We start from the raw sequence: 14,914 nt of genomic DNA, 5'->3' as shown, positions 1-14,914 counted from the left end.
CCAGGAGCCACCCAGCGTTTTACCCGCTTCATTTAACACTGGATGTTGCTATTTTGGTGGCGGTTGTTGTCTGAACACGCTCAGTGCTCTGCTGCAACTCAGGACCGGAGGAAGCAAAATAAAAAAGAGCTGTGTGGGCAAAACCGTGAAAAAACAAAGACCTGTTAACTTGGATCTCACGACGATCCGGTTTCCCGTTACTGCAATATCGTCCATTCTCCACCGCGTCTCCGGCGTGATTACGTTTGTCGCTCTCGGAATTCTGCTCTGGTTACTGGGTCTCTCTCTCTCCTCTCCCGAAGGTTTTCAGCAGGCGGCATCCATCATGGATAGCTTCTTTGCCAAATTCATTATGTGGGGCATTCTGACCGCGCTGGCCTATCATGCGGCAAGCGGTATCCGTCATATGCTGGCAGATTTTGGCTTTACCGCAGAGACCCTGCAGGTGGGAACCCGTACCGCGCAGGCGGTTTTTGTTATCACTGTCGTGCTCTCAATTCTGGCTGGAGTCCTCGTATGGTAAGCAATGCTTCTGCTTTAGGACGCAACGGTATCCACGACTGGCTTCTGGTCCGTGCTTCCGCAATCCTGATTACGCTCTACATCATCTATCTGCTCGGTTTCGTCGTCATGACCGATACGCTGACCTATGATGTCTGGCGCGGCTTTTTCGCCTCCTCCTTCACCAAAGTGTTTACGCTGCTGACCCTGTTCTCCATTCTGATTCACGGCTGGATCGGTATGTGGCAGGTACTGACTGACTACGTGAAAGCGCTGGCGCCGCGTTTGTTGCTGCAGCTGGTTATTGTGGTCGCGCTGTTGTCGTATGCCGTTTATGGCACTGTTGTTGTGTGGGGTGTGTAAATGAATTTGCCAGTCAGAGAATTTGATGCCGTGGTGATCGGCGCAGGTGGCGCGGGTATGCGCGCGGCACTGCAAATCTCCCAGTCGGGCCAGAGCTGTGCCCTGTTATCGAAAGTTTTTCCAACCCGTTCCCATACCGTATCGGCGCAGGGCGGCATTACCGTTGCGCTGGGTAACACCCATGACGATAACTGGGAATGGCATATGTACGATACCGTAAAAGGTTCCGACTACATTGGGGACCAGGACGCGATCGAATATATGTGTAAAACCGGTCCGGAAGCGATTCTGGAGCTGGAGCATATGGGACTGCCGTTCTCCCGTTTAGAAGATGGCCGCGTTTATCAGCGTCCATTTGGTGGCCAGTCCAAAAACTTTGGCGGCGAGCAGGCCGCACGTACCGCTGCTGCGGCTGACCGTACCGGTCACGCGCTGCTGCATACGCTGTATCAGCAGAACCTGAAAAACAAAACCACCATCTTCTCCGAATGGTATGCGCTGGATCTGGTGAAAAACGCAGATGGTGCGATTGTGGGTTGTACCGCTATCTGCATTGAAACCGGTGAAACCGTCTACTTCAAAGCCAAAGCGACTATTCTGGCAACCGGCGGCGCGGGACGTATCTACCAGTCCACCACTAACGCACACATCAATACCGGCGACGGCGTTGGCATGGCAATCCGTGCCGGCGTACCGATGCAGGATATGGAGATGTGGCAGTTCCACCCGACCGGTATTGCGGGTGCGGGCGTGCTGGTCACCGAGGGCTGCCGTGGTGAAGGCGGCTATCTGCTGAACAAACATGGCGAACGCTTCATGGAGCGCTATGCGCCAAACGCCAAAGATCTGGCGGGCCGTGATGTTGTTGCGCGTTCAATGATGGTTGAGATCCGTGAAGGTCGCGGCTGCGATGGCCCGTGGGGTCCGCATATCAAACTGAAGCTCGATCATCTTGGGGCTGAGGTGCTTGAGTCGCGCCTGCCTGGCATTCTTGAGTTGTCGCGCACCTTTGCGCATGTCGATCCGGTTAAAGAGCCGATTCCGGTTATTCCAACCTGTCACTACATGATGGGCGGTATTCCGACCCGCGTCACCGGACAGGCGCTGCGCGTGAATGAACAGGGCGAAGATGAAGTGATCCCGGGCCTGTTTGCGGTTGGCGAGATCGCCTGCGTATCGGTGCACGGTGCTAACCGTCTGGGCGGTAACTCACTGCTGGATCTGGTGGTATTTGGTCGCGCGGCAGGGGTGCACCTGATGGAGTGTATCGCTGAGCAGGGCGAGCTGCGCGATGCTACCGCGGAAGAGATCGATGCGGCGATGGCGCGCTTCAATCGCTGGGAAAATAACACCACGGGTGAAGATCCGGTGGAAATCCGCAAAGCGCTGCAGCGCTGCATGCAGAACAACTTCTCGGTGTTCCGCGAAGGTGACGCCATGCGTGAAGGCCTGGCCGAGCTGAAAGCGATTCGCGAGCGTCTGAAGAGTGCGCGTCTGGATGACCGCTCACCCGATTTCAATACGCAGCGTATCGAATGTCTGGAGCTGGATAACCTGATGGAAACCGCTTATGCAACCGCGGTTGCTGCAAACTTCCGCACTGAAAGCCGTGGCGCACATAGCCGCTTCGACTATCCGGAGCGTGATGATGCAAACTGGCTGTGTCACAGTCTCTATGTTCCGCAAACGGAAAGCATGACGCGCCGTGAGGTGAACATGCAACCGAAACTGCGCGCGGCCTTCCCGCCGAAAGCGCGTACCTATTAATTGCGGAGGTCATGATGAAACTCGAATTTTCAATCTACCGTTATAACCCGGACGTCGATGACAAGCCGCGCATGCAGGATTACACCCTGGAGTCGGAAGACGGGCGCGACATGATGCTGCTGGATGCGCTGATTCGGCTGAAAGAGCAGGATCCAACGCTGGCGTTTCGTCGCTCGTGCCGCGAGGGTGTCTGCGGCTCAGATGGTCTGAACATGAACGGCAAAAATGGTCTGGCCTGCATTACTCCGGTCTCAGCACTGGGTAACGGCAGTAAAAAGATCGTGATTCGCCCGCTGCCAGGTCTGCCGGTTGTGCGCGATCTGGTGGTCGACATGAGCCAGTTCTATACGCAGTATGAGAAAATCAAACCGTTCCTGCTGAACAACGGTGAGAATCCGCCGGCGCGTGAGCATCTGCAGAGCCCGTCGGAGCGTGAGCACCTTGATGGCCTGTATGAGTGTATTCTCTGCGCCTGCTGCTCAACCTCCTGCCCGTCGTTCTGGTGGAACCCGGATAAGTTTATCGGTCCGGCCGGTCTGCTGGCTGCCTATCGCTTCCTGATTGACAGCCGCGACACGGAAACGGATGCGCGTCTCGACAATCTGAGTGATGCTTTCAGCGTATTCCGCTGTCACAGCATCATGAACTGTGTGAGCGTATGTCCGAAAGGGCTGAACCCGACGCGCGCCATCGGCCATATCAAGTCGATGCTGCTGCAGCGCGGGGCGTAAAGCTAAGAAGTCCTGCCGGGAACTCAGGTTCCCGGCAGCGTATGGAAGCCTCTATAAGCGCGGTGCTGACCACGCTTATAAAGGTTCCCTTACGGGCCCGGCGCCGGTAGCGCACAGGTTCGTATCGCTGAACTCACTACGGCAAGCCGTGAAAGCGGCAACAAATGAAACCTCATAAAAAGCAGCTTAATGCTTAAGGGATCACAATGCAGAACAGCGCGATGAAACCCTGGCTGGACTCCTCCTGGCTGGCCGGCGCGAACCAGTCTTACATAGAGCAACTCTATGAGGATTTCCTGACCGATCCTGACTCTGTTGATGAAGTGTGGCGCGACCTGTTCCAGCAGTTGCCAGGTACCGGCGTAAAACCAGAGCAGTTTCACTCCACGACGCGTGACTATTTCCGCCGCCTGGCGAAGGATGCCACCCGCTACACCTCTACCGTTACCGATCCGGCCGCTAACTCCAAACAGGTTAAAGTCCTGCAGCTGATTAACGCGTTCCGTTTCCGCGGCCATCAGCATGCCAATCTTGATCCGCTTGGCCTGTGGAAACAGGATATCGTGGCCGATCTCGACCCGGCCTTTCACGATCTGACCGACGCCGATTTTCAGGAAAGCTTCAACGTAGGCTCATTTGCGATTGGCAAAGAGACGATGAAGCTGGCCGATCTCTACGCCGCCCTGCAGCAGACCTACTGCGGGTCGATTGGCGCAGAGTATATGCACATCAACAATACTGAAGAGAAGCGCTGGATCCAGCAGCGTCTTGAATCAGTGGCTGGACAGGCTTCATTCAGCGCGGAAGAGAAAAAAGGCTTCCTGAAAGAGCTGACCGCAGCCGAAGGTCTGGAAAAATATCTTGGGGCGAAATTCCCCGGCGCCAAACGCTTCTCACTGGAAGGTGGCGATGCGCTGGTGCCTATGCTGCGCGAAATGATTCGCCACGCAGGGAAAAGCGGCACGCGCGAAGTGGTGCTGGGTATGGCGCACCGCGGACGTCTGAACGTGCTGATCAACGTACTGGGCAAAAAGCCGCAGGATCTGTTTGATGAGTTCGCCGGCAAGCACAAAGAGCATCTGGGTACCGGTGATGTGAAATACCACATGGGCTTCTCTTCCGATGTTGAAACCGAAGGGGGCCTGGTGCATCTGGCACTGGCGTTTAACCCGTCGCATCTGGAGATTGTCAGCCCGGTTGTCATGGGCTCCGTACGCGCCCGCCTCGATCGTCTCTCCGAGCCGGGCAGTAACAAAGTTCTGCCTATCACTATTCACGGTGACGCAGCGGTAATTGGTCAGGGTGTGGTGCAGGAAACCCTGAACATGTCGCAGGCGCGTGGTTATGAAGTTGGCGGTACGGTGCGTATCGTGATCAATAACCAGGTTGGCTTTACCACGTCAAATCCAAGAGATGCGCGCTCCACGCCTTATTGTACTGATATCGGTAAGATGGTGCTGGCACCTATTTTCCACGTGAACGCGGACGATCCGGAAGCCGTTGCTTTTGTTACCCGTCTGGCGCTCGACTACCGCAACACCTTTAAGCGTGATGTCTTTATCGATCTGGTCTGCTATCGCCGTCATGGCCATAACGAAGCGGATGAGCCAAGTGCAACGCAGCCGCTGATGTATCAGAAGATTAAAAAGCATCCGACGCCGCGTAAACTTTACGCCGACCGGCTGCAGAGCCAGGGCGTAGCCTCGCAGGAAGATGCCACTGAACTGGTTAACCTCTATCGCGATGCGCTGGATGCCGGTGAGTGCGTGGTGCCGGAATGGCGCCCGATGAGCCTGCACTCGTTTACCTGGTCCCCTTATCTCAACCACGAGTGGGATGAGAGCTACCCGGAAACGGTTGAGCTGAAACGCCTGCAGGAGCTGGCGCGCCGTATCAGCACGGTTCCGGAAGCGGTTGAAGTGCAGTCGCGCGTGGCCAAAATTTACAACGACCGCAAAGAGATGGCGGAAGGCAACAAACCGTTTGACTGGGGCGGGGCAGAGAATCTGGCCTACGCCACGCTGGTGGATGAAGGCATTCCGGTGCGTCTCTCTGGCGAAGATTCCGGACGCGGCACCTTCTTCCACCGCCATGCGGTGATCCACAACCAGCTGAATGGCTCTACCTATACGCCGCTGCACCATATTCATAATGGTCAGGGAGAGTTCAAAGTCTGGGACTCCGTGCTGTCGGAAGAGGCGGTACTGGCGTTTGAATATGGCTACGCCACCGCAGAGCCGCGCGTGCTGACCATCTGGGAAGCGCAGTTTGGTGACTTTGCCAACGGCGCACAGGTGGTTATCGATCAGTTCATCAGCTCGGGCGAGCAGAAGTGGGGCCGCATGTGTGGCCTGGTGATGCTGCTGCCGCACGGCTATGAAGGTCAGGGTCCGGAGCACTCCTCAGCGCGCCTGGAGCGTTATCTGCAGCTCTGCGCTGAGCAGAATATGCAGGTTTGCGTGCCATCTACCCCGGCTCAGGTTTACCACATGCTGCGTCGTCAGGCGCTGCGCGGTATGCGCCGTCCGCTGATTGTGATGTCGCCGAAATCGCTGCTGCGTCATCCGCTGGCGATCTCCAGCCTGGACGATCTGGCAAACGGCAGCTTCCAGCCGGCGATTGGCGAGATCGATGCGCTCGATCCGCAGCAGGTTAAACGCGTGGTGCTCTGCTCCGGTAAGGTCTACTACGATCTGCTGGAACAGCGCCGCAAAAACGAGCAGAGCGATGTTGCCATTGTGCGCATCGAGCAGCTCTATCCTTTCCCGCACAAAGCGGTACAGGAAGCGTTAAAAGATTACGCCCATGTCCAGGATTTCGTCTGGTGTCAGGAAGAGCCGCTCAATCAGGGCGCATGGTATTGCAGTCAGCATCATTTCCGCGAAGTGGTTCCCTTTGGTGCGTCGCTGCGTTACGCAGGCCGTCCGGCATCTGCTTCACCGGCCGTGGGCTATATGTCCGTACATCAACAACAGCAGCAAGACCTGGTCAACGACGCGCTGAACCTTGGTTAATAAAAAGGAAAGAAAATGAGTAGCGTAGAAATTCTCGTTCCCGATTTACCTGAATCCGTAGCGGACGCAACGGTTGCAACCTGGCACAAAAAACCTGGCGATGCAGTCAGCCGTGATGAAGTGCTGGTCGAAATTGAAACCGATAAAGTGGTGCTGGAAGTTCCTGCTGCTGCTGATGGTATTCTGGAAGCCGTGCTGGAAGAAGAGGGTGCTACCGTCACCTCGCGCCAGCTGCTTGGTCGCCTGAAAGAGGGCAACAGCGGCGGGAAAGAGACCTCAGCGAAAGTTGAGAGCAATGAATCTGCACCGGCACAGCGCCAGTCCGCGTCGCTGGAAGAAGAGAGCAGCGACGCGCTGAGCCCTGCTGTACGCCGTCTGATCGCGGAAAACAATCTCGACGCCAGCCAGATCAAAGGCACCGGCGTGGGTGGCCGACTGACGCGCGAAGATATTGAAAAGCACCTGGCGAAAAAGCCGGAAGCGAAAGCGGCTCCGGCTGCTGAAGCGGCGGCTCCGGCTCCGGTTGCTAACCGCAGCGAGAAGCGCGTGCCGATGACCCGCCTGCGCAAACGCGTGGCTGAGCGTCTGCTGGAAGCGAAAAACAGCACCGCCATGCTGACCACGTTCAACGAAATCAACATGAAGCCCATCATGGATCTGCGCAAGCAGTATGGTGAGGCGTTTGAAAAACGTCACGGTGTACGCCTGGGCTTTATGTCCTTCTACATCAAAGCGGTCGTCGAAGCCCTGAAGCGCTTCCCGGAAGTGAACGCCTCTATCGATGGCGAAGATGTGGTGTACCACAACTACTTCGATGTCAGCATCGCCGTTTCTACGCCGCGCGGTCTGGTGACGCCAGTGCTGAAAGATGTGGATGCGCTGAGCATGGCGGATATCGAGAAGAAAATTAAAGAGCTGGCGGTGAAAGGCCGTGATGGCAAGCTGACAGTTGAAGAGCTGACCGGCGGTAACTTCACCATCACCAACGGCGGCGTGTTTGGTTCGCTGATGTCAACGCCAATCATTAACCCGCCGCAGAGCGCCATTCTGGGCATGCACGCCATTAAAGATCGTCCAATGGCGGTCAATGGTCAGGTGGTGATCCTGCCGATGATGTATCTGGCGCTCTCTTACGATCACCGTCTGATCGATGGCCGTGAATCGGTAGGCTATCTGGTCGCAGTGAAAGAGATGCTGGAAGATCCGGCTCGTCTGCTGCTGGATGTCTGATTTTCGCCGGGCGCGCAGCGATGCGTGCCCACATTTAAATGTTTCAGATCTGAATGGATAGAACATCATGAACTTACACGAATACCAGGCGAAGCAGCTGTTTGCACGGTATGGTATGCCAGCACCGACTGGTTATGCCTGCACCACGCCACGTGAAGCCGAAGAAGCCGCCTCAAAAATTGGCGCAGGCCCGTGGGTAGTGAAATGTCAGGTTCATGCCGGTGGCCGTGGTAAAGCGGGCGGCGTGAAGGTAGTGAAAAGTAAAGAAGAGATCCGTGCATTTGCTGAGCACTGGCTGGGTAAACGTCTGGTGACCTATCAGACAGATGCGCTGGGCCAGCCGGTTAACCAGATTCTGGTTGAAGCGGCAACCGATATCGATCAGGAACTCTATCTGGGTGCGGTCGTCGATCGCGCTACGCGCCGCGTGATCTTCATGGCATCAACCGAAGGCGGTGTGGAAATTGAAAAGGTGGCGGAAGAGACTCCGCACCTGATCCACAAAATGGCGCTCGACCCGTTAGCGGGACCGCAGCCATACCAGGGCCGCGAACTGGCGTTCAAACTGGGTCTGACCGGTAAGCAGGTCAGCCAGTTCACCAAAATCTTTATGGGTCTGGCTACCATGTTCCTGGAGCGCGATCTGGCGATGGTTGAGATCAACCCGCTGGTGATCACCAAACAGGGCGACCTGATCTGCCTGGATGGCAAGCTGGGCGCAGACGGCAACGCGCTGTTCCGCCAGCCTGAACTGCGCGAAATGCGCGATCCAAGCCAGGAAGATCCACGCGAAGCGCACGCAACGCAGTGGGAGCTGAACTATGTCGCGCTGGAAGGCAACATTGGCTGTATGGTCAACGGTGCGGGTCTGGCGATGGGCACAATGGATATCGTGAAGCATCACGGTGGCCAGCCTGCAAACTTCCTTGATGTCGGCGGCGGCGCAACTAAAGAGCGCGTAACCGAAGCCTTCAAAATCATCCTCTCTGACGACGCGGTAAAAGCGGTATTCGTTAACATCTTCGGCGGTATTGTCCGTTGCGATCTGATCGCTGATGGCATCATCGGCGCAGTGGCAGAAGTGGGTGTCAACGTGCCGGTAGTGGTACGTCTGGAAGGTAACAACGCTGAGCTGGGCGCTAAGAAACTGGCGGACAGCGGTCTGAACATCATTGCAGCAACCAGCCTGACAGACGCGGCACAGCGTGTTGTTGCTGCAGCGGAGGGTAAATAATGTCCATTCTGATCGACAAGAACACCAAAGTCATCTGCCAGGGTTTCACCGGTGGCCAGGGGACTTTTCACTCTGAGCAGGCGCTGGCCTATGGCACGCAGCTGGTTGGCGGCGTAACGCCAGGTAAAGGCGGCACTACCCATCTGGGCCTGCCGGTGTTCAATACCGTGCGTGAAGCGGTAGAAGCGACCGGCGCAACGGCCACGGTTATCTACGTTCCGGCTCCGTTCTGCAAAGACGGTATCCTGGAAGCGATCGACGCGGGCATCAAGCTGATCATCACCATCACTGAAGGTATCCCGACGCTGGATATGCTGACTGTGAAAATGAAGCTGGATGAAGCAGGCGTGCGCATGATTGGCCCTAACTGCCCTGGCGTGATCACCCCAGGCGAATGCAAAATCGGCATTATGCCAGGCCACATTCACCAGCCAGGCCGCGTGGGCATCGTGTCACGTTCCGGCACCCTGACCTATGAAGCGGTTAAGCAGACCACAGATATTGGCTATGGCCAGTCTACCTGTGTCGGTATCGGTGGCGACCCGATCCCGGGCTCTAACTTCATCGATATTCTGCAGATGTTCCAGGACGATCCGCAGACCGAAGCGATTGTGATGATCGGTGAAATCGGCGGCAGCGCGGAAGAAGAAGCGGCAGCCTTTATCAAAGAGCACGTCACCAAGCCGGTTGTCGGCTATATCGCAGGCGTAACGGCGCCGAAAGGCAAACGTATGGGCCATGCTGGCGCCATCATTGCCGGCGGTAAAGGCACGGCTGACGAGAAGTTTGCTGCGCTGGAAGCGGCAGGTGTGAAAACTGTCCGCAGCCTGGCCGATATCGGTGATGCGGTAAAAGCAGTTCTGCCTGCTAACTGATTGCGCTGACTGAATAAGCATAAGCCACCTGCGGGTGGCTTTTTTTATGCCTGCAGCGTAGCGGTTTTTATTTATTATCCTGCGCGGCGGATTTTAAAGTTAATAACTCACAGAAAAGGTAATCGTAATTTTAATTAAACGCGGCAGCTTTTGACATCGCTTTAACAACTCTTTCAGGCTACATATTCGTAAACTTTATATCTTAATCCGGATCAAATAATAGCGTGTTATAGCAAACTTTACTGCTGGCTAAAAACAACCCGGCCGGTATAAATTGCGCTGCATCAAATCACAGTTTTGCCACGGATAACAGCCGTCTGAGTCGTATGCCCCCGGATCAATATTGTGGCATCTGACGCTGACGCCTGCATGACAGAAATGTGAGGCGATATTTTCAGGGAATTATCACCACTATTACTCGCTCATTTCGGGCCGCAGATTGCGCTATCTGCGGGTAATAAAACCGGAATTAATAATCAGCCGTTCCTGCACGCTGTTGCGCCGTTTACCGTCCGGCAACACAGCGGCATGCGAAGAGCAAGGAGTTCTCATGTTAGATATTGTCGAGCTGTCGCGCTTACAGTTTGCCCTGACGGCGATGTACCACTTTCTGTTCGTACCATTAACGCTGGGTATGGCGTTTCTGCTGGCGATCATGGAAACCGTCTACGTGCTGTCGGGCAAACAGATTTATAAAGATATGACCAAATTCTGGGGCAAGTTGTTTGGCATCAACTTTGCGCTGGGCGTGGCCACCGGACTCACCATGGAGTTTCAGTTCGGCACTAACTGGTCCTATTACTCCCACTACGTCGGCGATATTTTCGGGGCGCCGCTGGCCATTGAAGGATTAATGGCGTTCTTTCTTGAATCCACCTTTGTTGGCCTGTTTTTCTTTGGCTGGGACCGGCTGGGCAAAGTTCAGCATCTGGTGGTCACCTGGCTGGTGGCGCTGGGATCCAACCTCTCTGCGCTCTGGATCCTGGTGGCCAATGGCTGGATGCAAAATCCCATTGCCGCAGCATTCAACGCTGAAACCATGCGTATGGAAATGCTGAGCTTTTCAGAGCTGGTGCTTAACCCGGTCGCACAGGTGAAATTTGTGCATACCGTGGCGGCGGGCTATACCGCTGGCGCCATGTTTGTTCTGGGGATCAGCGGCTGGTATCTGCTTAAAGGGCGTGATGTGGCGTTTGCCCGCCGCTCCTTTGCCATTGCGGCCAGTTTTGGCATGGCGGCGGTGCTCTCGGTGATTGTACTCGGCGATGAGTCGGGCTACGAGATGGGGGATGTCCAGAAAACCAAACTGGCTGCAATCGAGGCGGAGTGGGAGACCCAGCCGGCACCCGCCGCCTTTACGCTATTTGGTATACCGAATCAGGAGACGCAGGAGAACAAATATGCGATTCAGATTCCGTATCTGCTTGGCCTTATCGCCACGCGCTCAGTGGATAAACCCGTTACCGGCCTGAAAGAACTGCAGGCGCAGCATGAGGTGCGGATCCGTAACGGCATCAAAGCGTATGGCCTGCTCAATGCGCTGCGCAGCGGCAGTCAGGACCCGGAAGTCCGCCGCGCGTTTGAAGCCAGCAAGCAGGATCTTGGCTACGGCCTGCTGCTTAAGCGCTACACCCCGACGGTCACCGATGCCAGCGAAGCGCAGATACAACAGGCGGTGAAAGACGCCATTCCGCGCGTGGCGCCGCTCTATTTTGCCTTCCGTATCATGGTGCTGTGCGGCGCGCTGTTGCTGGCGATTATTGCCCTCTCATTCTGGAGCGTAGTCCGCGACCGAATCGGTCAGCAGCGCTGGCTGCTGAAAGCCGCACTGTATGGCATTCCGCTGCCGTGGATCGCTATCGAGGCGGGCTGGTTTGTTGCGGAGTACGGGCGTCAGCCGTGGGCAATCGGTGAAGTGTTACCCACCGCCGTAGCGAACTCTTCGCTGACCGTGGGAGACGTGCTGTTTTCGATGACGCTGATTTGCGGACTCTACACGCTGTTTCTGGTGGCAGAGATGTATCTGATGTTCCGGTTTGCCCGCCTGGGGCCGGGCAGCCTGAAAACCGGCCGCTATCACAATGAATCAGTGCAGATCGCTACGCAGCCAGAGCGCGGCTAAAGGAGAGCAACCATGTTTGACTACGAAGTGTTACGTTTTGTCTGGTGGCTGCTGATTGGCATACTGCTGATCGGCTTTGCCGTGGCGGACGGCTTTGATATGGGGGTCGGTATGCTGACGCCCGTGCTCGGACGCAGCGACACCGAGCGTCGTATTATGATCAACACGATTGCACCGCACTGGGACGGCAATCAGGTCTGGCTGATCACAGCTGGCGGTGCGCTGTTTGCCGCCTGGCCCATGGTCTATGCCGCCGCCTTCTCTGGTTTCTATGTCGCCATGATTCTGGTGCTCGCCTCGCTCTTTTTTCGCCCGGTGGGTTTTGATTATCGATCCAAAATTGAAGACAGGCGCTGGCGTGCCGTGTGGGACTGGGGCATCTTTGCCGGCAGTTTTGTCCCGCCGCTGGTGATAGGCGTCGCCTTTGGCAATCTGCTGCAGGGGGTGCCGTTTCATGCAGATAGCTATCTGCGTCTGTTCTATACCGGCAATTTCTTCCAGCTGCTCAATCCATTTGGCCTGCTGGCGGGAGTCATCAGCGTGGCGATGATTCTGACCCAGGGCGCCACCTATCTGCAGATGCGCACCTGCGGTGAGCTGCATTTACGTGCGCGCAGCGCGGCGCAGGCGGGGGCGCTGGTGATGCTCCTCGCCTTTGTGCTGGCGGGCTTGTGGGTAAAATATGGCCTTGACGGCTATGTAGTGAAAAGCGTTATCGATCACCACGCAGCCTCTAATCCGCTGGGCAAAGAGGTGGTGCGCGAGGCGGGTGCCTGGCTGCGTAATTTTGAGCAGATGCCGCTGCTGTGGGCGTTTCCGCTGCTGGGCGCTCTTCTGCCGCTGCTTACACTACTTTGCTCGCGCGGCGAGCGGGGCGCCTGGGCATTCATCTTCTCTTCCCTGACGCTCGCCTGCGTCATCATGACCGCCGGTATTGCGCTGTTCCCGTTTATCATGCCCTCCAGCACCGTGCCGGGTAGCAGCCTGACCCTCTGGGATGCCACCTCCAGCCTGCTGACGCTGAAGATTATGACCATCGCCGCACTCATCTTTGTGCCGATCATTCTGGCCTACACCAGCTGGTGCTACTACAAAATGTTCGGTCGCATTACCCAGGATGATATTGAACGCAACACGCACTCTCTCTACTGATTAAGGAGCTTTTGCATGTGGTATTTTGCCTGGATCCTCGGCACGCTGCTGGCCTGCGCATTAGGTGTGATCACCGCCCTGGCGCTGGAGCAGAGAGATGCAAACCGTGCACAGGATGACAACGCCTGATCGGTCAGCATGCTGGCCGGTAGCATGGGGTAATAAAGGGGTCCGGACGGGCCCTTTTTTTGTGCCTGTTAACGGCACACTCGCCTGACTGCAGACCAGGACTTTTGTCAGTATCAGGTCAGGAAATGTTGAGTAATTCCTTCTGGTTGTTACCGTCAGATAATTATTTTCTTCTGGCTCTGGCGGACCATTCCCAAGCGGATCGCTCTTGCGTATAGTAGCAACGTTTAAAAATGAGACCGGGATGTAGAGTGAGTACAACGCTGTTTCGCTGGCCGGTGCGGGTCTACTATGAAGATACCGATGCCGGAGGTGTGGTTTACCACGCCAGCTATCTTGCTTTTTATGAACGAGCACGTACCGAAATGCTGCGTCAGCGCCATTTCAATCAACACGTCCTGTTAGAAGAGCAGGTCGCATTTGTGGTACGGCGCATGACGGTGGAGTTCATTGCCGCGGCTCGCCTTGATGACCTTCTGGAGATACAGACCGAAGTGACCTCAATGACCCGCGCAACCATGACCTTCACCCAGCGTATCGTCAATGCTGAAGGCAGGGTGCTCAACGAGGCGGATGTCCTGATCGCCTGCATTAACCCACACCTGATGAAGCCGATTGCGCTTCCCAAGTCTATTGTCGCGGAGTTCAAGCAGTGACTGACATGAATGTTCTTGATTTGTTCCTGAAGGCGAGCCTTCTGGTCAAACTTATCATGTTGATTTTGATCGGCTTTTCTATTGCCTCCTGGGCAATCATCATCCAGCGTACGCGCATTCTGAATGCGGCAGGACGCGAAGCGGACGCCTTTGAAGATAAGTTCTGGTCCGGTATCGAACTCTCGCGTCTCTATCAGGAGAGCCAGGGGCGTCGTGATGAGCTGGGCGGTTCGGAACAAATTTTCTACGCTGGCTTTAAAGAGTTTGCCCGCCTGCATCGCGTAAACAGCCATGCGCCGGAAGCGGTGGTAGAGGGCGCCAGCCGCGCCATGCGTATCTCTATGAATCGCGAGCTGGAAGCGCTGGAGACCCATATTCCTTTCCTCGGCACCGTGGGTTCAATCAGCCCTTATATCGGTCTGTTTGGTACCGTATGGGGGATCATGCACGCTTTCATCGCGCTGGGCGCAGTCAAGCAGGCCACGCTGCAGATGGTGGCACCGGGTATCGCAGAAGCGCTGATCGCCACTGCAATCGGCCTGTTTGCCGCGATCCCGGCGGTCATGGCCTATAACCGTCTGAACCAGCGCGTCAACAAGCTGGAGCAGGGTTACGATAATTTTATGGAAGAGTTCACGGCTATCCTGCATCGTCAGGCTTTCTCTAGCGACAATACGAAGTAAGTCGAGGTTTACGATGGCCAGAACCCGTGGTCGCGGACGCCGCGATCTTAAGTCGGAAATCAACATTGTTCCGCTGCTCGATGTACTGCTGGTGCTGCTGCTGATCTTTATGGCAACCGCGCCAATCATTACGCAGAGCGTGGAAGTTGATCTGCCGGACGCCACTGACTCTAAAACGGTTGCCAGCGATGATAATCCGCCGGTAATTGTTGAAGTGGCCGGTGTAGGACAATACAGCCTGGTGGTGGATCACGATCGTATGACCCAGCTGCCGCCTGAGCAGGTTGTGAGTGAAGCGCAGCGTCGTATTGAGGCCAATCCTAAAACCGTGTTTCTGATTGGCGGGGCCAAAGATGTGCCTTACGACGAAATCATTAAAGCGCTGAACCTGCTTCATCAGGCTGGCGTCAAATCAGTCGGTCTGATGACGCAGCCGATTTAACGCGACTTGTTTTTG

General features: G+C 55.9%; 14 protein-coding genes. All 14 read left to right on the top strand.

The genetic code is table 11. The features are described 5' to 3' along the window. Positions 1-133 precede the first annotated feature (133 nt). The 14 genes from sdhC (at position 134) to tolR (ending at position 14,899) form a co-directional block, all read left to right on the top strand. Positions 134-523, top strand: a complete 390-nt coding sequence (sdhC, locus tag DBY66_RS06100; protein ID WP_039383221.1) for a succinate dehydrogenase cytochrome b556 subunit — start codon at positions 134-136, stop codon at positions 521-523. Beyond that, a complete protein-coding gene (gene sdhD, locus DBY66_RS06095; RefSeq protein ID WP_108569693.1) occupies positions 517-864 on the top strand; it encodes a succinate dehydrogenase membrane anchor subunit in 348 nt (115 codons plus the stop codon). The genes sdhC and sdhD overlap by 7 nt, the downstream gene beginning before the upstream one ends. Further along, a complete protein-coding gene (gene sdhA / locus DBY66_RS06090) occupies positions 865-2,631 on the top strand; it encodes a succinate dehydrogenase flavoprotein subunit (RefSeq protein WP_039383226.1) in 1,767 nt (588 codons plus the stop codon). Positions 2,632-2,645: 14 nt separating this feature from the next. Beyond that, a complete protein-coding gene (locus DBY66_RS06085; protein ID WP_039383229.1) occupies positions 2,646-3,362 on the top strand; it encodes a succinate dehydrogenase iron-sulfur subunit in 717 nt (238 codons plus the stop codon). A 206-nt stretch (positions 3,363-3,568) separates the two neighbouring features. Further along, entirely contained in the window at positions 3,569-6,376 is a 2,808-nt protein-coding gene (gene sucA, locus DBY66_RS06080; RefSeq protein ID WP_108569694.1) for a 2-oxoglutarate dehydrogenase E1 component, read from the top strand. Between the two features lie 15 nt (positions 6,377-6,391). Next, complete coding sequence (gene odhB / locus DBY66_RS06075) at positions 6,392-7,606, top strand: 2-oxoglutarate dehydrogenase complex dihydrolipoyllysine-residue succinyltransferase (protein ID WP_039383234.1); 1,215 nt, start codon at positions 6,392-6,394, stop codon at positions 7,604-7,606. Between the two features lie 67 nt (positions 7,607-7,673). Next, entirely contained in the window at positions 7,674-8,840 is a 1,167-nt protein-coding gene (gene sucC, locus DBY66_RS06070) for an ADP-forming succinate--CoA ligase subunit beta (protein WP_039383235.1), read from the top strand. Then, the gene (gene sucD, locus DBY66_RS06065; RefSeq protein WP_039383236.1) at positions 8,840-9,715 is read left to right on the top strand and encodes a succinate--CoA ligase subunit alpha; all 876 of its coding nucleotides are present in this window, start codon (positions 8,840-8,842) and stop codon (positions 9,713-9,715) included. Before sucC ends, sucD begins: the two co-directional genes overlap by 1 nt. Before the next feature lie 550 nt (positions 9,716-10,265). Then, entirely contained in the window at positions 10,266-11,837 is a 1,572-nt protein-coding gene (gene cydA, locus DBY66_RS06060) for a cytochrome ubiquinol oxidase subunit I (RefSeq protein ID WP_108569695.1), read from the top strand. A 12-nt stretch (positions 11,838-11,849) separates the two neighbouring features. After that, entirely contained in the window at positions 11,850-12,989 is a 1,140-nt protein-coding gene (gene cydB, locus DBY66_RS06055) for a cytochrome d ubiquinol oxidase subunit II (protein ID WP_108569696.1), read from the top strand. Between the two features lie 15 nt (positions 12,990-13,004). After that, a complete protein-coding gene (gene cydX, locus DBY66_RS06050; protein ID WP_071668990.1) occupies positions 13,005-13,118 on the top strand; it encodes a cytochrome bd-I oxidase subunit CydX in 114 nt (37 codons plus the stop codon). Positions 13,119-13,369: 251 nt separating this feature from the next. Beyond that, entirely contained in the window at positions 13,370-13,774 is a 405-nt protein-coding gene (gene ybgC, locus DBY66_RS06045; protein WP_039383240.1) for a tol-pal system-associated acyl-CoA thioesterase, read from the top strand. Beyond that, positions 13,771-14,457: a Tol-Pal system protein TolQ gene (tolQ, locus tag DBY66_RS06040; RefSeq protein ID WP_039383242.1), complete on the top strand. Its 687-nt coding sequence runs from the start codon at positions 13,771-13,773 to the stop codon at positions 14,455-14,457. Before ybgC ends, tolQ begins: the two co-directional genes overlap by 4 nt. A 13-nt stretch (positions 14,458-14,470) precedes the next feature. Further along, positions 14,471-14,899: a colicin uptake protein TolR gene (gene tolR / locus DBY66_RS06035; RefSeq protein ID WP_039383244.1), complete on the top strand. Its 429-nt coding sequence runs from the start codon at positions 14,471-14,473 to the stop codon at positions 14,897-14,899. Positions 14,900-14,914: the final 15 nt, after the last annotated feature.

Source organism: Pantoea sp. RIT413, assembly GCF_003057675.2.
Classification (GTDB): Bacteria; Pseudomonadota; Gammaproteobacteria; order Enterobacterales; family Enterobacteriaceae; genus Pantoea; species Pantoea eucrina.
This window is presented reverse-complemented; position numbering and strand designations above follow the sequence as displayed.

Bases quoted from the DNA above. Each gene is read 5' to 3' on its own strand.
- sdhD (WP_108569693.1), top strand. From the start codon at position 517: ATGGTAAGCAATGCTTCTGCTTTAGGACGCAACGGTATCCACGACTGG.
- cydA (WP_108569695.1), top strand. From the start codon at position 10,266: ATGTTAGATATTGTCGAGCTGTCGCGCTTACAGTTTGCCCTGACGGCG.
- tolR (WP_039383244.1), top strand. From the start codon at position 14,471: ATGGCCAGAACCCGTGGTCGCGGACGCCGCGATCTTAAGTCGGAAATC.
- sucA (WP_108569694.1), top strand. From the start codon at position 3,569: ATGCAGAACAGCGCGATGAAACCCTGGCTGGACTCCTCCTGGCTGGCC.
- sucD (WP_039383236.1), top strand. From the start codon at position 8,840: ATGTCCATTCTGATCGACAAGAACACCAAAGTCATCTGCCAGGGTTTC.
- odhB (WP_039383234.1), top strand. From the start codon at position 6,392: ATGAGTAGCGTAGAAATTCTCGTTCCCGATTTACCTGAATCCGTAGCG.
- cydX (WP_071668990.1), top strand. From the start codon at position 13,005: ATGTGGTATTTTGCCTGGATCCTCGGCACGCTGCTGGCCTGCGCATTA.
- sucC (WP_039383235.1), top strand. From the start codon at position 7,674: ATGAACTTACACGAATACCAGGCGAAGCAGCTGTTTGCACGGTATGGT.
- DBY66_RS06085 (WP_039383229.1), top strand. From the start codon at position 2,646: ATGAAACTCGAATTTTCAATCTACCGTTATAACCCGGACGTCGATGAC.
- cydB (WP_108569696.1), top strand. From the start codon at position 11,850: ATGTTTGACTACGAAGTGTTACGTTTTGTCTGGTGGCTGCTGATTGGC.
- sdhA (WP_039383226.1), top strand. From the start codon at position 865: ATGAATTTGCCAGTCAGAGAATTTGATGCCGTGGTGATCGGCGCAGGT.